The sequence below is a fragment of the Paenibacillus silvestris genome, from assembly GCF_009882985.1.
Lineage (GTDB): Bacteria > Bacillota > Bacilli > Paenibacillales > NBRC-103111 > Paenibacillus_E > Paenibacillus_E silvestris.
On sequence record NZ_WTUZ01000040.1, the window covers coordinates 421,828 to 444,630 of the forward strand.

At 45.6% G+C, this 22,803-nt stretch carries 25 protein-coding genes; 5 read left to right on the forward strand and 20 right to left on the reverse strand.

What is annotated here, in order from left to right; all coding sequences use genetic code 11:
* Window positions 1-1,497, forward strand: coding sequence for a peptide MFS transporter (locus tag GQF01_RS33865; protein ID WP_161411721.1), 1,497 nt, complete (start codon window positions 1-3; stop codon window positions 1,495-1,497).
* A 238-nt stretch (window positions 1,498-1,735) separates the two neighbouring features.
* Here the strand turns inward: GQF01_RS33865 and GQF01_RS33870 are convergent, their stop codons facing one another.
* The gene (locus tag GQF01_RS33870; protein ID WP_161411723.1) at window positions 1,736-1,966 is read right to left on the reverse strand and encodes a hypothetical protein; all 231 of its coding nucleotides are present in this window, start codon (window positions 1,964-1,966) and stop codon (window positions 1,736-1,738) included.
* A 116-nt stretch (window positions 1,967-2,082) separates the two neighbouring features.
* On the opposite strand from GQF01_RS33870, the gene GQF01_RS33875 reads away from it, so the two are divergent.
* Window positions 2,083-2,247, forward strand: coding sequence for a hypothetical protein (locus tag GQF01_RS33875; RefSeq protein WP_161411725.1), 165 nt, complete (start codon window positions 2,083-2,085; stop codon window positions 2,245-2,247).
* Between the two features lie 177 nt (window positions 2,248-2,424).
* Here the strand turns inward: GQF01_RS33875 and GQF01_RS33880 are convergent, their stop codons facing one another.
* Window positions 2,425-2,883, reverse strand: a complete 459-nt coding sequence (locus GQF01_RS33880; protein WP_235960797.1) for a GNAT family N-acetyltransferase — start codon at window positions 2,881-2,883, stop codon at window positions 2,425-2,427.
* A 42-nt stretch (window positions 2,884-2,925) separates the two neighbouring features.
* Complete coding sequence (locus GQF01_RS33885) at window positions 2,926-3,762, reverse strand: helix-turn-helix transcriptional regulator (RefSeq protein WP_161411729.1); 837 nt, start codon at window positions 3,760-3,762, stop codon at window positions 2,926-2,928.
* 142 nt (window positions 3,763-3,904) lie between these two features.
* On the opposite strand from GQF01_RS33885, the gene fabF reads away from it, so the two are divergent.
* Window positions 3,905-5,143, forward strand: a complete 1,239-nt coding sequence (fabF, locus tag GQF01_RS33890) for a beta-ketoacyl-ACP synthase II (RefSeq protein WP_161411731.1) — start codon at window positions 3,905-3,907, stop codon at window positions 5,141-5,143.
* 70 nt (window positions 5,144-5,213) lie between these two features.
* On the opposite strand, the gene GQF01_RS33895 is transcribed toward fabF, so the two are convergent.
* The 3 genes from GQF01_RS33895 to GQF01_RS33905 form a co-directional block, all read right to left on the reverse strand.
* Entirely contained in the window at window positions 5,214-6,299 is a 1,086-nt protein-coding gene (locus GQF01_RS33895) for a PQQ-dependent sugar dehydrogenase (RefSeq protein WP_328803589.1), read from the reverse strand.
* A complete protein-coding gene (locus tag GQF01_RS33900) occupies window positions 6,296-6,604 on the reverse strand; it encodes a hypothetical protein (protein WP_161411733.1) in 309 nt (102 codons plus the stop codon). Before GQF01_RS33900 ends, GQF01_RS33895 begins: the two co-directional genes overlap by 4 nt.
* 173 nt (window positions 6,605-6,777) lie before the next feature.
* Window positions 6,778-7,332, reverse strand: coding sequence for an Hcp family type VI secretion system effector (locus tag GQF01_RS33905; RefSeq protein WP_161411735.1), 555 nt, complete (start codon window positions 7,330-7,332; stop codon window positions 6,778-6,780).
* Between the two features lie 284 nt (window positions 7,333-7,616).
* On the opposite strand from GQF01_RS33905, the gene GQF01_RS33910 reads away from it, so the two are divergent.
* A complete protein-coding gene (locus GQF01_RS33910) occupies window positions 7,617-8,090 on the forward strand; it encodes a cupin domain-containing protein (protein ID WP_161411737.1) in 474 nt (157 codons plus the stop codon).
* Between the two features lie 78 nt (window positions 8,091-8,168).
* Here the strand turns inward: GQF01_RS33910 and GQF01_RS33915 are convergent, their stop codons facing one another.
* The 4 genes from GQF01_RS33915 to tdh all read right to left on the reverse strand — a co-directional run bounded on the left by GQF01_RS33915 (window position 8,169) and on the right by tdh (window position 11,789).
* On the reverse strand, window positions 8,169-8,537 hold the full coding sequence (locus GQF01_RS33915; RefSeq protein WP_161411738.1) for an iron chaperone: 369 nt from the start codon (window positions 8,535-8,537) through the stop codon (window positions 8,169-8,171).
* A gap of 149 nt (window positions 8,538-8,686) precedes the next feature.
* Window positions 8,687-9,322, reverse strand: a complete 636-nt coding sequence (locus GQF01_RS33920; protein ID WP_161411739.1) for a 2OG-Fe(II) oxygenase — start codon at window positions 9,320-9,322, stop codon at window positions 8,687-8,689.
* Window positions 9,323-9,550: 228 nt separating this feature from the next.
* Window positions 9,551-10,726, reverse strand: coding sequence for a glycine C-acetyltransferase (locus GQF01_RS33925; protein ID WP_161411740.1), 1,176 nt, complete (start codon window positions 10,724-10,726; stop codon window positions 9,551-9,553).
* A 22-nt stretch (window positions 10,727-10,748) separates the two neighbouring features.
* Window positions 10,749-11,789, reverse strand: coding sequence for an L-threonine 3-dehydrogenase (tdh, locus tag GQF01_RS33930; protein WP_161411741.1), 1,041 nt, complete (start codon window positions 11,787-11,789; stop codon window positions 10,749-10,751).
* Between the two features lie 142 nt (window positions 11,790-11,931).
* Between tdh and GQF01_RS33935 the strand changes: the two genes are divergently transcribed.
* Complete coding sequence (locus tag GQF01_RS33935) at window positions 11,932-12,492, forward strand: helix-turn-helix domain-containing protein (protein ID WP_161411742.1); 561 nt, start codon at window positions 11,932-11,934, stop codon at window positions 12,490-12,492.
* Window positions 12,493-12,535: 43 nt separating this feature from the next.
* On the opposite strand, the gene GQF01_RS33940 is transcribed toward GQF01_RS33935, so the two are convergent.
* The 10 genes from GQF01_RS33940 to GQF01_RS33985 form a co-directional block, all read right to left on the reverse strand.
* Window positions 12,536-13,798, reverse strand: coding sequence for a Gfo/Idh/MocA family protein (locus tag GQF01_RS33940; RefSeq protein WP_161411743.1), 1,263 nt, complete (start codon window positions 13,796-13,798; stop codon window positions 12,536-12,538).
* A gap of 62 nt (window positions 13,799-13,860) precedes the next feature.
* Window positions 13,861-14,700 carry a carbohydrate ABC transporter permease gene (locus tag GQF01_RS33945; protein ID WP_161411744.1) on the reverse strand — a complete coding sequence of 280 codons (840 nt, stop codon included), beginning with the start codon at window positions 14,698-14,700 and terminating at the stop codon, window positions 13,861-13,863.
* A 13-nt stretch (window positions 14,701-14,713) separates the two neighbouring features.
* Window positions 14,714-15,598 (reverse strand): carbohydrate ABC transporter permease, encoded by an 885-nt coding sequence (locus GQF01_RS33950; protein WP_161411745.1) that lies wholly within the window; start codon window positions 15,596-15,598, stop codon window positions 14,714-14,716.
* Window positions 15,599-15,673: 75 nt separating this feature from the next.
* Complete coding sequence (locus GQF01_RS33955) at window positions 15,674-16,984, reverse strand: ABC transporter substrate-binding protein (RefSeq protein ID WP_161411746.1); 1,311 nt, start codon at window positions 16,982-16,984, stop codon at window positions 15,674-15,676.
* 144 nt (window positions 16,985-17,128) lie between these two features.
* Window positions 17,129-18,175 (reverse strand): LacI family DNA-binding transcriptional regulator, encoded by a 1,047-nt coding sequence (locus GQF01_RS33960; protein ID WP_161411747.1) that lies wholly within the window; start codon window positions 18,173-18,175, stop codon window positions 17,129-17,131.
* A gap of 302 nt (window positions 18,176-18,477) precedes the next feature.
* On the reverse strand, window positions 18,478-19,359 hold the full coding sequence (locus GQF01_RS33965) for a methyltransferase (protein WP_161411748.1): 882 nt from the start codon (window positions 19,357-19,359) through the stop codon (window positions 18,478-18,480).
* A 16-nt stretch (window positions 19,360-19,375) separates the two neighbouring features.
* On the reverse strand, window positions 19,376-19,921 hold the full coding sequence (locus tag GQF01_RS33970) for a GrpB family protein (protein ID WP_161411749.1): 546 nt from the start codon (window positions 19,919-19,921) through the stop codon (window positions 19,376-19,378).
* 437 nt (window positions 19,922-20,358) lie between these two features.
* On the reverse strand, window positions 20,359-20,706 hold the full coding sequence (locus tag GQF01_RS33975; protein ID WP_161411750.1) for a hypothetical protein: 348 nt from the start codon (window positions 20,704-20,706) through the stop codon (window positions 20,359-20,361).
* A 174-nt stretch (window positions 20,707-20,880) separates the two neighbouring features.
* On the reverse strand, window positions 20,881-21,489 hold the full coding sequence (locus GQF01_RS33980) for a TetR/AcrR family transcriptional regulator (RefSeq protein ID WP_161411751.1): 609 nt from the start codon (window positions 21,487-21,489) through the stop codon (window positions 20,881-20,883).
* Between the two features lie 19 nt (window positions 21,490-21,508).
* Window positions 21,509-22,741, reverse strand: coding sequence for an aminopeptidase (locus tag GQF01_RS33985; protein ID WP_161411752.1), 1,233 nt, complete (start codon window positions 22,739-22,741; stop codon window positions 21,509-21,511).
* Window positions 22,742-22,803: the final 62 nt, after the last annotated feature.

Genomic DNA, 22,803 nt, shown 5'->3' on the forward strand with positions numbered 1-22,803 from the left:
ATGTCCGGTATACATAATAAACAGCAGGTTGTCTCAAGTGTTCCACAAAGCGGATTCCTGGGACACCCCAAAGGGTTATTCACCCTCTTTTTCACAGAGTTTTGGGAGCGTTTTTCCTATTATGGCATGCGTGCAATTCTTGTTTACTATATGTATTATGAAGTTTCCAAAGGCGGATTGGGTATTGCTGAAAATACTGCTCTTGCCATTATGTCGATTTATGGCTCACTTGTCTATATGTCCGGCATTATTGGCGGGTGGTTATCTGATCGGATTTTCGGAAATTCAAAAGCCGTTTTATATGGCGGTATTCTCATTATGCTTGGCCATATTGTACTCGCTATACCAGGAAGCGTCGCGCTATTTTTTGTTTCTATGGTCCTGATTGTGTTAGGGACAGGCATGCTCAAGCCCAACGTATCCAGCATTGTTGGCGAAATATATAGCGAAGAAGACGCCCGCCGGGACGCAGGATTCAGCATTTTCTATATGGGTATTAATCTAGGAGGCTTTCTTGCCCCACTAATTGTAGGCACTGTAGGGTTGAACTACAATTTCCACTTAGGCTTTGGTTTAGCCGCAGTCGGTATGTTTCTTGGGTTAGCAGTCTTTCTGTTTACAAGGAAAAAAAACTTGGGGCTCGCAGGTACATTTGTCGTAAACCCACTCTCTCCGTCAGAAAAAACAAAGGTGATGACATGGATCGGGTTAGGTGCCTTAATCATCATCCTATTGCTTGCCATAACAATCCCTACGGGTTATCTCACTTTCCAGACGTTTAGCGCCCTCATTGGTTTGCTAGGCATATTAATTCCAACCCTTTACTTCATCGTCATGTACAAAAGCCCGAAGACCACAAGCATCGAACGCTCCAGAGTTATCGCCTATATTCCGCTTTTCATAGCTTCTGTTATGTTCTGGGCGATTGAGGAACAGGGATCAACTATTCTCGCTAATTACGCGGATCGGCGGACGCAGCTTGATTTTGCAGGTATCCATATATCTCCCGCTTGGTTCCAATCGTTGAATCCGTTATTTATTATCGTATTTGCGCCGATCTTTGCCTGGCTTTGGGTCAAGCTCGGAAGTCGGCAGCCTTCTGTCCCAACCAAATTTTCACTGGGCCTTCTGCTCGCTGGGATATCCTTTCTCGTTATCCTGCTGCCAGCCTACTTTGGCGGCAGTGAATCGCTCGTTAATCCGTTATGGCTTGTGCTCAGCTACTTCATTGTCGTGCTCGGAGAGCTATGCTTATCTCCTGTTGGGCTCTCGGCTACGACGAAGCTAGCTCCGGCTGCCTTTTTAGCCCAGACCATGAGCTTATGGTTCTTATCCAATGCCGCGGCTCAGGCTATCAATGCGCAGATTGTGAAATTTTACTCAGCTGACTCAGAAATGCTTTATTTCGGTGTCATCGGTGTGATTGCTTTGGTCCTTAGTTTGATCCTATTTCTGCTGACTCCCAAAATTCAAGGCCTTATGAAAGGTGTCCGCTAAATTACGAGTGTGAGTGTACACGCTAGACACAAAAGAACCTCCAATCCCACTCGTTTAGTGGAATATGGAGGTTCTTTGGCATAAACTAAATTATGGTTTCAAACCATGTAGATTAACGTGCTTTTCTTTTTCTGCGATGAAAAACAAACCAAGCGATTCCGATAATGCCTGCAAGCAGTACAGCGCTAAAAAAAAGAATGTAGCTCAAATGATATAAACGAATGGGAATCCCTCCTGTTTAAATGATGACCTGCTCAGGAAAGCCGTGCGACGCTATTGAAATGATTCGCCACGAGTCCTCCCCGCTCACGAAATCGAACTCGTTGTACGCAGAATCTTCGTGACGATCACAAGCATGCAGCGCGTACTCGTCGTTGCCGATCCGAAATGTGGCTGATTCCTCACAATACGAACATAGTGCAGATTGACCTTTTTCAACTTTCAACATTTTCACCCACCGTACAATCATGTCATTACTATCCAGAATGCCACTTTTTTAGCATTTCCATACCTCAGGCATGAAACTTGTCCCACGCACATAAGATGAATTATAGAATAAAGCGTTTTCAAAAGGAGTTGATGTTCATGTTCGATCCAAGAGAATGGACTAAACAACTGAAATCAATCCATGGCATTGTTAGAATCATCTACGTCAACGAACATACGGGTTTAGCCAAACTTCGTTGTACCTTCACCAAAGAGCAGCAGAAAGCACTGGAACGTGAGGATAAAAAGTTATCTCATTCGTAGATTGAGCTGATTAAGAGGAGCTGTCCCAAAAGTCATTTTATGACCTAGAGACAGCTCCTTTTTATGAACTTTGGGGTGCTCCCCTTCAGATTAACGGGAAATACTACCGCAAAATCGCGCAATAGCACGCTATAGGGAGCAATAAATGGAATTTCTCCTCATCAGCCAATATCAAATTCAAACCAACTTCATCGTCCAAGAGGTCCCCGACATGCCACAATACACAAATCCGAGCTTCTCATACATACGCACAGCGGCTTGATTACTCAGATCAACACTTAAAGATAATGAGGAGAAGCCATCTTTCTGTGCTTGTTGGATCAACGCCTGCATCAGCTTAACGCCAACTCCCTGACCTCGATACGCCGGCATTACAGCAATCCCTAACTCCGGAGTCTCATGATCAACAAACCCATACCCTCGATTTGACTCATCAAACAACCTATACCAACCTGCCCCTACGGGCACATCGTCCACCAAAGCTAATAAAGCCCTATCCCCTTGCCTGCCCCAATCCTCATGATATTTCTTAAGATTAGGATCATTCAACAATTCCAGCTTAGCCGGTTTGTTCTCCAAGATGTGAATCGATTCATAGTGCATATCCATCCAAAAGTCGTAGTCATTCTCATCCATTAGTCTAAACGACAGCTTCATATCCCTCATCATTCCCATGCTCTAAATTTTGCTCATTAACAGCTTTACTTTAGAATCAGTATCCGAACCAGGCGACGCCGTGTACACACTGCATCTCAGATCAGCTCGGCCTTGCACCTGCAATGTTGTTAAGTCAAATAAAAGCTTGCCTACCTTTGCATGACGAAATTCGATGAACACTTCCGGAGCGCTGCTCACGTCACTTTGGTTCCAAAATGTCCGAAAATCCTGATTCACACCGCTGATGCGCTCAATAAATTCGCTATACCAATTGTCCCCCAGATATTGCCCATAATAGGAGCGGAACATGGCCAAGAAGCCCATCGCAAAGTCGCGCCAATTAACAGCCAGAGCTTTTAATTCTTTCCTTGTAAAAAGCAGCCAAATAAGATTACGCTCTTCAAGCGGAATCAGCGCAAAATCCAGGAACACCGCTGCCGCCGCTTGATTCCAACCCACAATATTGCATCTGCGATCCGAAATAATGGTGGGGCAATCATGAAGCTCCACCAAAATGCGACTTAAAGAAGGAGAAACGGTAGGCGCTTGATCAACAATTGTCGTTGGTGCGGGCTGCTCAAGAGCCAGCATGAATAAATATTGCCGCTCATCCTCATTCAGCTGCAAGGCAATCGCAATTCGGTCCAGCACCTGCACCGACATTTTGATTTCTCTCCCCTGCTCTAACCAGGTATACCAGGTCGTGCTCACACCAGCAATTGCCGCCACTTCTTCCCGGCGGAGGCCAGGCGTTCGTCTTCGGCTGCCGCCTAGAAGTCCAGCATCACTAGGCTTCAGTTTCGCCCTATGCGTGGTCAAAAACGCGGAAAGTGCTTGCAGCCGTTCCTTCGTATTCACTTTATTTTCCCCCTTCACATCTCAGCATAGAAGTTATTATACCAGTATAAACGATAACTTGTAATAGGATAACAAGTGTGACATTCTATTGATATCAGGTACTAATAGCAAGTTATGAAAGATATCCAAGGAGGCGTTATCTATGAAGCGTGTAGTTGTGACAGGGATGGGCGTAATTACGCCAATTGGCAATCAGGTAGACAGCTTTTGGAATAACCTCGTAGCTGGAACGTCTGGTATTTCAACAATCGATCATATGGATATATCCGAATATAAAACGAGCATCGCTGGTGTCGTGCGTGATTTCGATGCGGAAGCAGCCGTCGGGCGACGGGAAGTCCGTCGTATGGATCGTTATACCCAATTTGCCGTTGCTGCAGCTAAGCAAGCCGTGGAAGATGCTAACCTCACCATTGACGCAACGAATGAGGAACGTGTTGGTGTCTACATTGGCTCTGGTATTGGTGGGATTCATACCATCTTGGACAACTACCGGACCCTGCTGTCCCGTGGACCCAGTCGTGTCAGTCCGACAGTCGTACCCATGATGATCGCCAACATGGCAGCCGCGCAGGTCAGCATTCTGTTCGGCGCCAAAGGCCCTTCCCTTGCGCCGGTAACAGCCTGCGCAACTGGCAACAACGCCATTGGCGAGGCCTTTAAGCTAATCCAGCGCGGAGGCGCAGACGCTGTCATTGCCGGTGGCGCCGAAGCGACGATCACCGATCTCGCGCTGGCGGGCTTCGGCAATGCGACGGCCTTGTCGACGCGTAACGATGCGCCGGCACAGGCGAGCCGCCCGTTCGATGCGCAGCGCGACGGTTTCGTCGCCGCCGAAGGCGCCGGCGTGCTCGTGCTGGAGTCGCTCGAGCATGCCGAGCGCCGCGGTGCCCGCATCCATGCCGAGATCGTCGGCTATGGCTCAACGTCGGACGCCTACCACATCGTGGCGACCGATCCTGAAGGCGCAGGTGCCTACCGCGCCATGCGCGATGCACTCGCCGATGCTGGCCTAGCGCCGGAGGAGCTCGACACAATCAACGCGCATGCGACCAGCACGCCTGCTGGTGATTTGTCGGAGACGCGTGCCATTAAGCGGCTGCTTGGCGACCGCGCATATAACGTCCCGATCACCGCGAACAAATCTATGATTGGACACATGCTCGGCGCAGCCGGCGGTGTAGAAGCAGTTGCGCTGATCCGAACGTTGCAAGACGGCATGATCCCTCCTACCATAAACTTGGAGAATCCAGATCCAGCGTGTGATCTTGATTATGTACCGCTCGTGGCCAGAAAGGCAGAGCTCAATTACGGCTTATCTAGCTCCTTCGGGTTCGGCGGTCATAATGCGGTACTCGTTTTCAAGAAAACGACCATCTAAGATTCCACAAAAAAACCTAATCCGTACAGCGGCAGCAGCTGTGTGGATTAGGTTTTTCGCTTTTTCTTTATTACTTTAGCAACAGAAGACGATCGTCATTCGCTGAAGGATTTCCTCTACCGTCCGTGTTGTTTGTTAACACATAAATTTCCCCGTTATGAAGCTTAACATCACGCAGTCTGCCTTCACCTTCCAGCATGGCAGCTAGTTGCTTGGTCTCGGGATTGAACCTATATAGCTTTTTGCCAATTAAGGTTGCAGTAAGTAGTTGCCCCTCTGGGTCTACTGCAATCCCCGACGGAGCAATGGCGGTATCTCCCGTTTGATATAGTGGATTTACCATGCCTTCCTTTTTCTCGGTTCCGATAATGACTGGCCATCCGTAATTTTTGCCTTTTTCTATGAGATTGATCTCATCATGTCCGCCAGGGTCTCCTGAAGGGCCGTGTTCAGAGCTATACATGCGTCCTTGCTTGTCCCACGCAAGACCTTGCGAGTTTCGATGACCGTAAGAATAAACATAAGACTTTGCAAACGGATTATCCGAAGGCACCTTACCATCCAGTGTCATGCGCAGTATTTTGCCCGCGTTACTTTTCACATCTTGCGCAAGCTTGTCTACCCCCGAGTCGCCAGTTGTCATGTATAGCATGTTATCTGGACCGATCGCAAGCCTGCCCCCATTGTGGATATGTCCTCCCGGGATGCCTTCCAGGTACGATTTGAGTTCTTCCCAACCACCGTTTTTCTCCTGCAGAACGACGACTCGATTAAGCGTTTTGCCGCCCTCTTCATAGGTATGATAAGCGTAAGCTTGATGCGATTCATGAAAATCGGGAGCCAATTGAATACCAAGAAACCCGCCCTCTCCCTGAATTTTTAGCGGTTTATTGAGCTTCACCTTTTGACGTGTGACAGCACCCTTACTTATTTTGACAATATGTCCTTCGCGCTCACTCACATAAATCGTATCCTCATCGAACTGAATCGACCAGGGTGTATGCAGCTTTTCCGCAAGTATGGTATAGGCATTGCCTGCTTTTGTCTGACTATCCACCGGCTTCGTCTTGTTCGTAGAATTGAGCTTTTCCGAGCAAGCTGAGCTTAGCAAGGCTACCACGATCGTGACAATCCCTATTTTCATCGATTTAATCACACGCGCTCCCCCTTATTACGTAGTGACAACAATCCTTTTACAAAAAAAATCATGCTAATCAGCCATAACATGCCAATCATCGCTATCATGAGAGAATTATAAATAGAACTGGTAAAAGCTCTGGTTTCAAGCAACCGTATCCACCAAAGTGCACCAATCGAGAACAAAACCAAATGGATCAAAAACCATCCATAACCCATCCTCTTAAATTTCATCATTAAGAATAAGACGACCGCCATCACGGGTAGCATAACAATCAAGAAACCCGCTCTCAAGTATATGATTACCTCCTCTTCCATAAACATAAACGCTTGTACCTCCTCGCACCTGAGAAATAATTCCAATTATATCGACATGAGGATGAGAAGTACAGTTTACTTAAACCTGCTGCTATTATGAAAAATAGGGCTGCTCAAAAGGGCTTTTCAGTCCTCTCAAGTCAGCCCTCACCATACCCACAAAACTTAACATTACGCTCTTATTTTTTCTGATTTTTCGTAAAGTCCCAACCGCCCGTAAACGTACTTGTTTTGCCATCGGGGCCAACAGCATTGTATTTAAAAGTAATAGCTCCATAACTTAGCTCAAGGCTCTCATGCGTATCGTATAGGCTAAAATTGCTGATGAAGATTCTTTCCAAATCGATAGTGAGGGCAGCTTGCTTTTCAGTCCCTGTGTTTTTCACAAAAGCAATTTGACCTTTTTCTATCGCTTTCCCCATAGTTGTGCTTAGAAATATGGGAACGGAAGAAACGTCAAAATTTTTGTTAATAGATATGGGTTGCGCTGCAGCTTTGCCTGCTCCAGATCCGCTTCCAGAGCTAATTGTCGCCTTATTTTCCACCTCGAATGAAAAATCATTCAGCTTGATCCACTTCTCATACCCTCTTGCTGTCGAGTCCCCTGTAATGCCATCTAGTTTCAGGTAAATATCATAGTCATCACTTTCGGCAGCTGCTGGAACTACGCTGAATGTGAGCACCAACACACTAAGAATAAAGAAAATAAATGCCTGCTTGCGGAACTTGCTCAATCCAATCACTCCTCGTCGGTTATGTTACAAATTGTAACTATCGACTAATTATATAGATGTAACTGAATTTCTATTCCGCCAAATTTGTTCATTTTAACTTGCGATAGAAGATTAAAACTGGACGATCTGAACGGCGAATTTAGTTTTGTTTTGCACGAAGTAAATTTTGAACGATTTAGATCTTTGCAATTGAATATTTGACAAGTCATGAATGCAATGTTAGCCTTTATATATAATCTATTTATAGAATATATAATTTTAGTGTTACGACAGGAGAACTCAACATGACAAGTCATCAACCAACGAATCGCCAAGGAATCCATCATAGCCAAGAAGAAATGGCATGGTTCGACGTACTCCCGGGGGAACAAGTTGCTTATCGCGTTAACGGTAAAGACGTGAATAACGAGTATTCTGTGTTCGATCTTCGCATGGCCCCCAACAAAGGAAATGGTCCCATCGCCATTCATCATAAGGCCGACGAAATTTTCCGCATCCTTGAAGGCGAAGCGCGTTTCCACATTGATGGCAAAGAATTCAATGCAGGTTCAGGCGATGTCCTTGTCGTTCCAAGAGGTACACCTCATGCATTTTTAAATATCGGCGACTCACATCTACACATGTCTATTATGTTCACACCTTCGGGCGATGAACTCATCTTCAAGGAAATTCCAGGCAAGACCATGGAAGAAATTATTGAACTAGCAATTAAATATGAAGTTAGCGTCGTAGGGCCACCTATTGTGTATAACAAGTGAAACTAGCGTCATTACAAAAAAACAAATAACGAAAACAACCGACCCAATCTCTGGGCCGGTTGTTTTGGCTTATCATCTTTATCTCCAGAAAGTTGAACATTGTACCTTATCCAACCTATTAAACTCGATCATTTTCTCAAGTAATTCGTAATTTACCGGCTCATTCCACGGAATTCGAAACAAGCCTTTGGTAGCGCTGTAGCCAGCTCGTGCAATGTCGTCGGCAAAGTGCGCTATGCCTGCTTCTTCGGGTGAAACGCTTAAATGCTGCTTCGCCGTGGAAAATCCGATGATATAGGTACCGTGATCGGAAAACATTGGCGTATTCCACTTGATTAGCGGGACCAAATTCGGGAATGTATTGGCAACCCACGCCAAAATCTCTTCAGTTCGGTTACGGTGATCAGGGCTATCCATACGATCTAAATATTCTTGAAAGACTTCCATGTTATTCCTCCTAAAATAAATAATGATGTCATTCCGAAAAGTGCCTCAAGCCCATTCCTCATTTTCCATTTTTCCCATTATCATAATAACTAATCTGTCCGTTTCATGAAAAAGAGGAGCTGCATCGCTGCAAACTCCTCCCTCATTCTTTACATATCGCGATGTCTTTGTCTTCTCATCCACTGGGTAGCTACCCATTTTTCTCCGACTTCTACCGGATTTCCTGCATGTAAGGTTAGTTCATTTAAGCGAGTATCGTTATAAAAATATTCAAAATAAACAGCACTGCCTTTTTTCGGCGATACAGCCAATCCAAGCGAAGGGAAAAACGTTTCACCTCCTATTGCCATGTCATTTAAATACATCACAAGTGTGCTGATGCGATTATTTACTACATTTTCGGATGTAAAATAGTCGAAATGAGGATGATACTGTTCCCCCGTTTTATAGTGTAAAATTTGCAGCGGTTCCGCATGTGAAATCGGTATATTCATCAGTTCTGAAACTCTGGTCTCAATTGTTGCAATCATTTCATTTTCGCTTTCCTCAAAAAACATGTTGCTGCTTGTTCTAATATCGCTTACTACGTGAGAACCTCCGATTTTAGCTCGCTTCATTCTGTTACTAGCCAAGTCAATCAACGCATCACATTCTGCAAAGCTTAATACATTGTCCAATATCAAAATAAGCGGTTCAACCATTTTGCCGACGATAAGAATCTCTTTATCCTTAGTCATAATCTTGTTTCCAACTGAATTGAAGATCGTCTGCTCTATAATGGCCATCGGTGCATCCTCCATTATTGATTACCAAGGAAGTAATCTATCTAGTACAGTTCTTCGTGCTACCCGTTGTTCCCTCTATTTGTCTTAATAATCATTCTATTGCACCGAAATGAATGAATTATCTTGTCCACTGACGCCCTCAAAAAAAAATGCCGCGATCAACGCGGCACTTTGAATTACAGCTATGAAATGACCAAACGCGGTTTGTTTCCTCAGCGCAGAAGTTCCTTACAACAAGCCAAACTCTCTGCCAACCTTCTGCAGGCTGTTCAAAGCAAACGCCAAATCTTCACTCGTATGCTGCGCTGTTACAATCAGGCGTACACGTCCTTTGTCCATGGCCACGGTTGGGTAGACAATTCCTTGCGCGAAGACGCCTTCTTCCAGCAAGCGATCCGAGAAACGCATGGTTAGCGCAGGATCACCAATAATGATTGGAATAATCGGCGTTTCACTTGCTCCTGTGTCGAAGCCCAAACCCTTCAATTCACTACGGAACCCATTCGCGTTCTCCCATAGTTTGGTTACCAAGTCTCCGCTATCGCGCAGCACTTGAATCGCCGCCAAGCAAGTAGCAGCTACAGCTGGCGGCTGCGAAGTACTGAACAAGAACGGCCGTGCCGTATGAATCAAATGTTCCTTCAGCAATTGCGCACCGGCTACATAACCGCCAACGGCGCCAATCGCTTTGGAGAGTGTGCCGATCTGAATGTGCACACGTCCATGCAGTCCAAAATGATCGGTTGAGCCTTTGCCGTTCTTCCCTAATACGCCGCTCGCATGCGCGTCATCGACATACACGATGGCATCATAAGCTTCCGCCAATTGAACAATCTCAGGCAGCGGCGCAATATCGCCATCCATGCTAAATACACCATCCGTAACAACAACGCGTTTGCGGTGCTTTTGGGTTTCTTTCAGCACGGCTTCGAGCTGATTCATATCTTTATGCGCGAAAATCCTCCTACTCGCCTTCGTCAATCGAATGCCATCAATAATACTCGCATGGTTCAATTCATCGCTAATCACCACGTCGTCTGCACCAAGAATGGAAGATAATGCGCCTTGATTCGTTGTAAAACCCGATTGAAACACGAGTGCCGCTTCCGTGCCTTTGAAGGCAGCCAGCTCCAGCTCCAGCTGCTCGTGGATATCGAGCGTCCCCGTAATGGTACGCACGGACCCGCTGCCGACACCGTATTTCTCGATAGCAGCAATCGCTGCTTGCTTCAACTTGGGATGATGGGTTAATCCTAAGTAATTATTGGAGGACATCTGGAGAATTTTGCGCCCGTTCAGATTCATCCATGTATCAGAGCCGCTTTCCCATACTTTTATCGTACGGTAACGTCCATCGCGCTTCCAGCCTTCAATATCTGCCGCCAAATCGTTTAAGTAATTCATCTTTGCCCTCCAAGCCATTATTTTAATGAGTAAACACGATTTTTCCGCACTGCCCTTCATGCATCAAACGGAACGCTTCCTCGTACTGATCCAATGTGAATCTGTGGGTAATAACGGATGCAAGATCGACCCGATGTTGGTTCAATAAACCTTTCATTTGGTACCAGGTTTGGTACATTTTACGACCCGTGATGCCTTCTACCTTTAAGCCTTTAAAAATAATATGATTCGTAACGTCCAAACTTACTTCTTTCGTGGGAATACCGAGCAAGGATACTCTGCCCGCATTGGCCGCTGCTTCAAATGCGTCAGCAATCGCCATTGGATTTCCAGACATTTCAAGCACAACTTCAACGCCTTCGCCGTCCGTCAGTCTGCGCAGCTCATCTGATGTACGCGCTTCCATCGCGTTAATCGTCACATCTGCCCCCATTTGCAAAGCCATCTTTAGACGGTTTGGATTAATATCTACCGCATAAATCGCTCCAGCCCCACAAGCTTTTGCTACCTTAATCGCAAGCAAGCCAATCGGTCCTACACCGATAATCGCAACTGTTTTACCCACAATGTCGCCTGACAAAACGGTTTGAACAGCATTGCCTAAAGGGTCTTGCAAACAAGCGATTTCGAACGGCAAATCTGGCGCATTATGAATAATATTACTTGCTTTCACCACCGCATATTCGGCAAAACAACCTGGTGCGGTAATTCCAAAACTCTTGGTATTCGGGCACACATGCCCATTCCCGGTCCGGCAAGCCTTACAGGTACCACAAATCATATGTCCCTCTGCCGAAACATGATCTCCGATCTTAACGCCTCGTACGCGGTCTCCGATATCGACGACAATTCCTGCAAACTCATGCCCAAACACGTTCGGAGTCAGCACCGTTTTATCAGCCCAAGCATCCCAATTGTATATGTGCAAGTCCGTTCCGCAGATGGAAGTCGCCTTAATGTGAACGAGAACTTCATCTTCACCTACCGTTGGGACGGGAACTTCTTTCAGTGTAGCACCGGGGCCTCGGTGTTCTTTAACCAACCCTATCATCGTTGCACCCATCTAAATTCCTCCTAGGACAAATATGCAATATAATACACATACGTGCGTTTTACTGTCTATATATACCATAGTACACGAATGTATGTTATATTGTAAATAGGCGATTTTTACGGACAAAAGTTGAATAAAAGGAGTCACTTGAATGCAGGAGCCGATACACAAAATGGTAGGCAGAAAGCTGCTGAACATACGCAAAACAAGAGGTTTAAGCTTAGATCAGGTTGCAGAATTGACAGGTGTCAGCAAGGCGATGCTAGGGCAGATTGAGCGGGGAGATTCTAACCCCACCATCTCTGTTTTATGGAAAATTGTGAGCGGACTACAGATCTCCTTCACGAGCTTGATTGAGGATGATGAACCGAAGATCACGGTTGTCCGTTCCGAAGATCTTTCTTCCTTCGATGAGGAAGACGGGCAATATCGTGCCTATCCCCTCTTCCCGTTTCATCCGCAAAAGAACTTTGAAATCTACACGGTCGAAATGGAGCAAGGCTGCACCCATGCCTCAGAACCGCATAACGAGGGTGTCGAAGAGTATATTCTAATGGTCGAAGGAAAACTGCAAATCTCTATCGCGCAAGAAGGCTACATTCTTCAGCCTGGCGACGCGATTCATTTCACAGCAGATCGTCCTCACACGTATACGAATTTGTCTGATCACAAGGCTGTGTATAAGACGCTCATTTACTATCCGTCTTCCTAAAAAAATGCAAGCAGCCAGTCTCTCTGGCCGCTTGCATTTTTGTCTATACGGAAAGAAGTCGATTATAAAACTCCTCAATCGCAATTGGCTTGCCGCCATTCAAGCGGGATTCTTCCGCTGCGAATGACATGAGATGGCTGCGCACGGAAACCGCTGCAGAAGAGCTGCTTTCTCCGCCGTTATATGTTCTGACTTCGCTCAAGAAGCTGCGCACAATGCCCGCATCTCCCCCGTTGTGCCCTTCTTCAGATGCATGCACACGCACGGTTGTTTTCTCATTCGTCACAAAATCATGAATGGTAAATTCATTCTCTTCCATATTGCCTCGAAGATCGCCTTTCGTGCCCATGATTTGCAGAATTCGCGTATTGTCCCGGGTAAATCCGCACATGCTGAACATCGCAGTCGCACCGCTCGCGAATTCCATATTGACCACTTGGTGGTCAACAACATTATTGTCGCTGCGATACACACACTTCCCGTATGGCGTCGTTCTTAGTGCCTCAACGATGCCTTCATTGCTCGTATCTGTTGTAAATTTACGCGCCCAACGTCGACCTGCGCCCAAATAATACTTGGGTGCATAGTACTGACAGCTCGCTTCAGCTGGGCAGCCATCCAAGCAGCGTGCAGGCGCACCGGTAGGTGCATTCTCTTCTTTGAAATGCATCAGCGACCCGAAGGAACTGATACGCTGGCATGGCTCTCCCATAATATAGGAGAGAATATCCATGTCATGGCAGGATTTGGCCAATATCATCGGAGAAGATTTATCGGAATTATTCCAATTGCCGCGTACAAAGCTGTGTGCCATATGCATGTTACCTACATTCTCATTCAGCTGAATATTGACGATTTGCCCGATTTTGCCTTCAGTAATGACCCGTTTCATTGCCGTCCAGAAGGCCGTATAACGCAGAACATGGCAAATGGTTAGCAGCCTGTTGTGCTTCTTAGCCATAAGCTCCATTTCCACACACTCTTCCGGACTTGGAGACATCGGTTTCTCCAGCAAAACGTGATAGCCAAGCTCCAGCGCTTGTAACGTTGGGTGATAGTGCATTTGATCCTGTGTACAAATGATGGCGATATCAGCAAGCTTCGGCTGTGCAAGCAGCTGCTCCCAATTCTCAACAGCATTTTGCGGCGCAATTTGGTGTGCGGAAGTAAAAGCAGCGCGACGCTCCGCATTGGGCTCAGCAACGGCTACAATTTGTAGTTCATGCGGGTAATTAAGCGCATACGGCGCGTATGCTTGCGCCCCTCGATCACCTGCGCCGAGCAGGATGGCCGTAACTTTTTGCATCAAATACTCATCTCCTGTGATTTCGTATGTACATGTCATGATAGATTACTATATGCCAAACTTTAAGACTTGCTTCCTGTGAATGCAATCCCTTGAATAAAAGAACGTTGGAAAACAAAGAAAATAATGATCATTGGCAAAATCGCCATCATGGAACCTGCCATAATAATCGTGTAATTCGTTTTGTGCTCTCCTTCCAGGAATGCGATACCTGCGGAAAGCACCATTTTATCCGGCGAGGAATTGACGATCAGCGGCCACATCAGGTCGTTCCATGACCACAGCATCGTAAAAATGGCCAACGCAATCATCCCGGATTTCGCTAGCGGCATCATAATTTGCCAATAAATGCGGAACTGATTGCAGCCATCCAGCTTCGCAGCTTCTTCCAATTCATTGGGCAAGGTCATGAAAAATTGGCGCAGCAAGAACGTCCCGAAAGCGCTGAATAGACCGGGTACAATTAGTGCTGTCAAAGAGTTCAACCAGCCGAGATCCTTCATAATCATATACTGCGGGATAAGAAAGACTTGCCCAGGTACCATGAGCACTGACAACATTAGGATGAAGAAAAAGTGACGTCCTGGGAAAACAATTCTAGCAAAAGCATACGCGGCTAACGAACTGATGATTAGCTGGCCAATCACCTTAATCAAAGTTGTTAGGAATGTATTCCAATAGAATGTAAAGAACGGCAAGTTGACAAAAACCTTCGCATAATTGTTCCATTGAACAGCTTTTGGCAGCAAAACGGGTGGAATTGCCGTCGATTCACCTAAGGTTTTAACCGATGTAAGAAACATCCAAATAAATGGCGTAACCATGATAATTGCACCCAATATGAGGATAAGATGGATTCCGCCGATTCGAAGCGATTTCTGATTGACCGATTTCGTATTCATACACTCGCCCCTCTCATTCGTAGTGAACCCATTTCTTCTGAATTTTCATTTGAATATACGTAATCAGCATGATAATGATGAACAACATGACAGCAATAGAAGAGGCGTACCCCTTGGCATTTTTGAGAAACCCGTATTTGTAGTACAAGAAAACAATCGACTGCGTAGATTCCATCACAATTTCGCCAACCATCATATAAATGTAATCAAATACCTGGAAAGCACCAATGAGTGACGTGACCATGACGAAAAAAATCGTCGGCGTTAATAGAGGAAGCGTAATTCGTGTAAATTTGGTGAGCGAACCTGCCCCATCGATCGATGCGGCTTCATAATAGGACTCCGAAATGCCTTGAAGACCAGACAAAAAGATAATCATATGAGAGCCGATGGAACTCCAGATGGCTACGATAATGATAGATAATAAAGCCGTGCGATGATCCGTCAGCCAGTGCGGTCCAGTAATGGACAATTTGCTGAGCACATAGTTAATCAGTCCGAAGTCGGAATTGTACAGCCACTTCCACACCATCGCAACCGCTGCTGGCATCGTGACGACAGGTAGAAAGTATAGGGTTCTATAAACCGATAACCCCTTTACCTTTTGATTCAGCAGAACAGCTAATATTATGGATAAAATAATGCCGACAGGGACAGCCGTTATGATGTAGATTCCCGTATTCCGAAAAGCATAAAGCAGGTCCTTATCCTTGAAAAACTGCTTATAATTCGCCATCCCAGACCAAGTATACTTGCCGAATGAACCCCAATCCGTGAAAGAGAAATAAAAGGTTTGAAACACGGGCCAAATGTAGAAAACGAGCAAACCAAGCATTAAAGGTGTGATCATGATGTACGCCCACATCCAATCGGACCGGCGTTTCGAGCTGATTCGCATGAGTACTCACGCTCCCATGAGTGTAGTGAGGAGGAAGATTCGCTTCGCTAGTCAGCGAACCTCCCTACCGAAAGCTTATTTTTCTGCAGCTAGCGCTTGATTCATTTTGGCGCCGAGCTCTTTGGCTGCGTCAGCTACCGGTTTATCTCCCGTCCATGCATGTTTCAAAATTTCAGTTTCATAGGTTGTCCAAACGGATGTGTTCTTGGAGACCGGATACGGTGAAGCATACTCTGTCATATCGATGAAAGCTTTGGCGTGGTATTGCGGGAATGCCGCTAACCAAGCAGTTTCAGATCCTTTGAAAGCCGGAATTGCTCCGCCTTGCTTAGCCGCAACCTCTGCTGCTTCTTTCGAACCTAGGAATTTCACGAATTCCCATGCCTCTTTCGGATGCTTCGAATTAGCGGAGATGACGTGACCTAATCCGTGAATGACAACACCTTGCTTCTTCCCTTTTGGCAGCGGTGCAACATCAGCGATGTTTTTCATGTCCGCATTCTGATTAATAGTGAAGGCTGCCCATGAACCGTCGAAGTACATCGCCAGCTTGCCGGAAGTAAACAAGTCCGAAGGAGCTGTTTCTGTCATTTGTGCCAATGTAGGCGAGACTTTATGTACTTGAATGAGATCTGTCAAAAATTTCAAACCCTCAATCGCTTCTGGCTGATCATAACCCGACTTTTTGTGATCATCGGAGATAATACTGCCACCCGCTTGAAGAATCGTATTATAGTAAACTTCTTGATTCATCATTGGTGCAGCGAAGCCGTAGATCCCTTTGCCAGAGTCGGTCAGCTTTTTAGCCGCTTCTGTTAATTTCGTCCAATCCCAGGTGCTGTCTGGATAAGCAACACCTTTTTCATCGAACAGCTTCTTGTTGTACCACAATCCAATCGTGTCATAGTCCTTCGGGATTCCATAGTTTTTGCCGCCGAGGCTGTAAAGGGAAACGAGTGAAGCTGGATAATTTTTGAGATCCACTTGATCTTTTTTGATGTTTTCGGACACATCCAATAACATTTTATTCTCAGCGTACTTAATGAAATTCGGGCCGTTCATCCACAGCACATCAGGCATCGTTCCGCCTTGTGCCGCTGTTTCCAATTTGGTGAAATACTGCTTATACGGTGTATTCTCTGCTTTTACTTCAATGTTCGGATGACTGGCTTGGAAGGCTTTGATAACCTCCGTCATCGTATCCAGCCCCCAACCGCCGTAGGTAATCGTTACTTTTTCACCACTAGCGGCAGCTGTTGCTTTGGCATCACTTGCAGGTGTTCCAGAGGAGACGGGATCAGATGAAGTTGAACTACCGCAGGCACTTACCACAACCATTGAAGACAACATTGCTAAGCAGACGACCTTTTTTGCATTCTTTACCATTTCGCAATCACCCTTTTTTAATTTTTGTGAAAGAATCATGACCCTGCTAAAATTGGAACCCGTAAAAGCTGATTTCACCTCCTTGAAGTAGTAAAATGTTTGGGGCCAAAATCAGGATAGCGTTATCCTAAAACTCAAAAAAAATTAATTTCTATTGAATGTGGACGATTCTCTCACAATAATTTTATGTGGCAGCAGTACTTTGGATAAAGCCAGCTGCTCTCCTCTTAACATTTCCAATAAGGTTGCGGCGGCCGTCATACCGATCTCGACTTTGGGCACATGCACCGAGGATAACGGCGGTGTCGTGTATTGTGCGAAATCAATATTATCCATCGAGATGAACGCGATATCCTCTGGAATTCGCAGCTGGCTCTCGATCACAGCGCGCATAGCTGGAATAGCCAATTGATCGCTTGCCGCAAAAATCGCCGTTGGACGCTCTCCATCTGACCGTTTCAATTGCTCTTTCACATATTCATAACTGCGGTCAATTTCCCAGCGGGTGTCTATCACCCAGTCTTTGTGTAAGGGAATACCCGCATCATACAACGCGAATTTGTAGCCTTGGAACCTCTCTTCACTGTTGAGTTCTCCCGTATGTCCTGGCCCGCCGACGAATCCGATGGAACGGTGTCCCTGCGCAATAAGGTGATCAACAGCCGATTTGGCGGCGTGGATTCGATCGTAATCCACCATCGTAATCTCGGTTCCATTGGTGCAGATCCCAATCAAGGCCAGATCTTCTACCTTTTGCAAATAGTCAAGGATTGTCGGTCCAACTTCACCTACGATGATGATGCCATCCACTTGAATGTCATGGATGCAGCGATGCAGCAAGGCGTTGTCCTCGAGCTCGCCTGAGGTATGTATGAAGGCTAACGAATAGCCAGATTCCAGAATCTTTTTCGTAAAGGCCGTAATAATCGGCGAATAGTACGGATGATCGTCATTCAGTCGCGCTGTTTGAATAATGCAGCCGATTTGTTTGGTCTGTCTCTTCTCGGTTTTCTGCTTATTCACGAGATGGCGTGCTGACTCATTCGGCGTATAATCGAGCTGACGAACGGCCTCCCATACTTTGGCCCTCGTCTCTGGATTGATATGCCTGCTTGTATCATTCCTAACGACCCGCGACGCGGTTGAAATGGAGACGCCCACTAAATCAGCGATATCCTTAAGTGTAGGCATAGTGACAGCTCCTTTTTGTCCAAAACCTTGATCCAAATTCTTGCCCAAACGTTTTCCTGAGCTTTCTTAAATAGTAATGTATACCCTTACATTGTGTCAATACGGTTACGAATAGAATTCTTCATTTTGTTTTTCAGCACAATTCTGACATGCTTGTCCTGGATTAGCAGACGGTATTTTATGGGAATATTCTTTGCCATAGTGTATATAGCCAGAAAATCAATGCACTGTTGCACAAGATCAATAATACCCGGTAACCCCTACAATGAACGGTTTTCTAAAAAGCCTTTTACTTTCTGTGTTCATCTACTTTTCACCGTACCAAAGGAAATCTTCATGTTAGGAGCGTAAGTTAGTACGGAATTCTCATTGAAGATTTTTGAAAATGATAACTCTGCCTCGTATTGACTCTGTGCTTCGCCTTCCGTTAATCCTCGGTTCATTAATTTGTCAATAAACTTGCGTTCATCTCCAGGAAACTCGCCAATACCTTCCTCTCTCAAAGCTCTATACAGTCGCTGATTCTTTAGTAGATCCTCACTGGGATCTAGAAAATTAACTTTATCACTTACTCTGCACTGTACGTTCGTCAAACCTAATTGGCTTAGACACACGGGTATTTTAATCCCAATATTCCCGTCTTTGCCGTTGCTTTTGGAATCATTTTCAAATAGTTTTTGCAAAATCCCCAATCGAATCACTTGGCTTTGATCCGTATCATCTATACAGTAGTTAGACATGTTGGCAATCCAATGAGGCTCAAAGCAGATCACCATCCCCTCATCCGAAACGCTATCCCTCATCTTTTGGAGCAGCTTCTTTGCATCTGACAGATGCAATAATAGCGCATGACAAACAGCTAGATCGTACTTTCTCTCGATACCTATCTCTTCCACATCGGACACGATAAAATCAGATTTATAAGGCCGGGCTCTGAAGATCTCCCTTGCTGTATGGATTAAATCTGTTCCTTTGTCTATGCCCGTATACGTTGATCCCTCAGGTAAAAGCGGTAAAAGCTTCAACCCCAAATATCCGTAGCCGCAACCATAATCAATGACGTTCACTGGGCGAGAAATTTTCCAAACTGCCTTCACTAGAAACTCCAAATAATCATCGTTGTAATACAAATCTCTAGTATTTCTTAAGTAGTCAATTTTGTTATCCCAGTAATAATCGGACATTTTAGGACTCCTTCTTTTATCTGTCGCTTGGCTGTGGCTTCCATCCGGTGGTCTGGCTCCAATGGCTTGCCTTGCGCATAATCTCCCAGATCATCGGCTCTTTCGCTTCCACATACGTCTCTCTTTCGTGTCTATACTTGTCCATTAACTGGTATTTGAGCTCAGCATAACTACGACAATCATCCGGATGACTCCGCATATAATCCCTGAACAAGATGGGAAAAAGTGATGACCAACTCCCCTGTTCCCTCACATGGATATGCGTTCTTGGACTATCTGGCTTTTCTCTAAAATATCTCTTCGTTTTATCCGGGTTGTCAGCTCTGTGTATGTAGCCGATTCCTTCGAATGCTTCCTTGTACGCATGAATTGGCTCCAATGCTTCCACAGTCACTTGAATATCGACGATTGGCTTTGCATCGAGCCCTCTGATGGAAGTCGAGCCGATATGGTCGATTCGAATCGCAAGATCGCCAAGTGAGTCGCGGATTCTTTGGCCAACTGTATGGAACTCTAGCTCCCATTCTTCCCTGTAGGGCACAACGATTATTGGATCAGGCATGGGTTCCTCCTGCGGCATCATATTAATTCCTTTACATTAATTCCCTATATCTCGAAATTTCCCTGCATGTTAGCAGTGAATTGAGTGGGAACAATGGTTATTCGAGAAGCGAACGACCGTTCCTCGCAGCGAAAGCTTTAGCGGGAAAATCTCCCGTTATTCTGCGCTGCATCCGCCTGGGAAACAAAATAACAGTGGAAAATCCTGCTAAATCGGCGCTCCCTGCCATGAAACCGCTATATCCGCTCACCTTAGCTGGAGAAATTCCAGCTAATTGGCGAAAAGCGGTCCAGAACGGAGAATTAGCTGGAGTAATCGGCGTTATTCACAAAGAATCGACCTAACTCGGTTGCAGTTCCCTCCAGCAGGTAGCTGACAGGTAATGTAGTCAGCACCGTAACGACAAAAAAGACAGTCAACTGACTGTCTCCTCTCTCCTAGAACTGATGGCCACACGCCGAACAGAATTTCGTGTCGGCCACAACGACTTTCCCGCAAACGCATTCTTTCTCATTGCGTAACTCAATTATTTTTTGATCCAAAACAGCAATCTCTTGCTTAACCGCGTCGATTCCAAGACTGAATCTCTCTACAATCTCACCAGCGCGGGCTATATCTCCCGACATATAGGCTCCGTACACAGACTCTCCAATGAGATTATAAAATTTCTCTATCTCTTTCTCTTTGGAAGAGACTTGCGCTTTCAGCTTCGTCAGCTCAACAGTTTGCTGAGCTTTCTTCGCGGCATCCGTTGCACCTTGTTTGACTTTGTCAAAAAAAGACATGGGGTACCCCCTCCACTTCATCGTTTTGCATCTCCTACGATTCATATGCGCCCCATGCCAAACTCATTCGTCGGGTTCATATGTTCTAGCTTCGCAAAATGCAAACCGTCAAATTTGTCGCTGTATGTGCACCTGCCGGACAAAAGATGTGAAACCCTCCACCGGTTCAAAGCGTTACCCCATGATATAGCGGAAAACCATATTTTCCATATCGTCAATTGTGCGCTTATAGTCGGCTTCTTCGCCACTTAACATGTACTGCAGCGCGAGGCCATCGCGAATTGACCAGAATAACCGAGAAGCAGCCGCGCAGTCCAGATCCGCACGAAATTCGCCAGTTTGTTTGCCGCCATCCATAATTCCCTTAATAAAAACTAAAGCTTTGTCAGCGTACTCATTCCATCTCAGCGTTAGCTGAGGCTGGCGCGCAGCATACAACATGAACTCCAAATGAAAGGCCATCCATTTACGAAGTTCTGTCAGCGATTGGCCGCGAAACCGGCTATACATATAGCGAATTTGATCCGCGGCGCTTGGCATGCTTTTGAAAAGCTCTGTCGTATCCTCCAGCATGGCATTCATTTTATCATCAGCCATTTGGATATACATCTCTTCCTTACTGGTAAAATAGCTGTATATAGCGCCTTTGCTAATCCCCAAATGCCGAACAATATCATCCATCGTCGTAGCCTGGAAGCCTTTTTCCGTAAAACAGTGGAGCGCTCCCTCAAGAATGATCGCCTTCTTCTCTTCCTTGTAGGCTTGCGTAACTTTCGGTGACATGCTGCTCCTCCGTTTTCTTTTAAATTACCCAATCCCCACTGCGGAATAATGGCTCAATTTCGCCATTCATCTTAATTCCATCGATGTCCATATCGGCCGAACCCATCATAAAGTCTACATGCGTCAAACTTTCGTTTAACCCACGCTTCAGCAGCTCATCAGCGCTCATCGTCACGCCACCTTTCAAGCAGAACGGGAATGCGCGGCCAATTGCAAAATGACAGGAGGCATTTTCATCATACAGTGTATTGTAGAAAATAAGGTTCATATCAGAGATCGGCGAGCGATGCGGAACAAGCGCAATCTCCCCCAAATAATGAGATCCTTCATCCATTTCAACGAGACTTCGCAGCATCTCTTCTCCTTTTTCCGCTTGAAAATGAGTAATTTTCCCTTCTTCAAAAGTTAGCGAGAAATTCTCGATTAGCACACCGTTATAACTCAGCGGCTTCGTGCTTCTAACAGTTCCATTTACACCAGACCTTAATGGAGAAGTAAATACTTCTTCTGTCGGCATATTGGCGATAAAGCTATCGCCCTGCTGATTTGTGCTTCCAGCCGATACCCATAAATGGTCCTGAGGTAGTGCGACAGTAATGTCTGTACCTTCCGCGCGGTAATGCAGCGCTTTATATTGCTTCTGAGTCAGTAAATCAGACTTCGTCAATAACGTATTGGCGTGATTTGTCCATTCCTCGATCGGATTCTCTTTCTGGACCCGCGTTGCTTGGAAAATAGCGCTCCATAACGCATCAACCCGCTCCTCTTTCGGAAGAAGTGGAAACACTTTATCCGCCCAGCCTGGCGATGGCACTGCGACGATCGTCCAACTGACTTTGTTCATTAACCTTGCCATCGTTAGCTCTTTTGTTGCGGCGCTGGACGTTCGACTTGCGGTTTGGAGACGCTTGGGATCGATCCCATTCATCAGATCAGGGTTATTCGCGGAGACATATAGGAAAGCAGCATTTTGGCTCGCTAGTTCTTCATAGCCTTTTGCTTGCCACATAGGGTGTTCAAGTAGTGCTTCAAATGGCGCTAATTCATATTTCAAACGAGTAATTTCACTATCAAACCATTCCACATACACAAGCTTTGCCCCTATTTCATAAGCACGTTTTACTAATAAGCGTACAAAATCTACCGATACTAGAGGTGCGAAAATGACTAGTGTCTGTCCCGGCTGCACATTAATTCCTAGTTGTATGGCCAAGGACGCGTACTTAACTAGATTATCTTGGTGTTTAGTCATTGAAATCCTCCTTATTTTTTCTCTCTCTTTAAAATGACTACTTAGTCGTTTTTATTATCAAT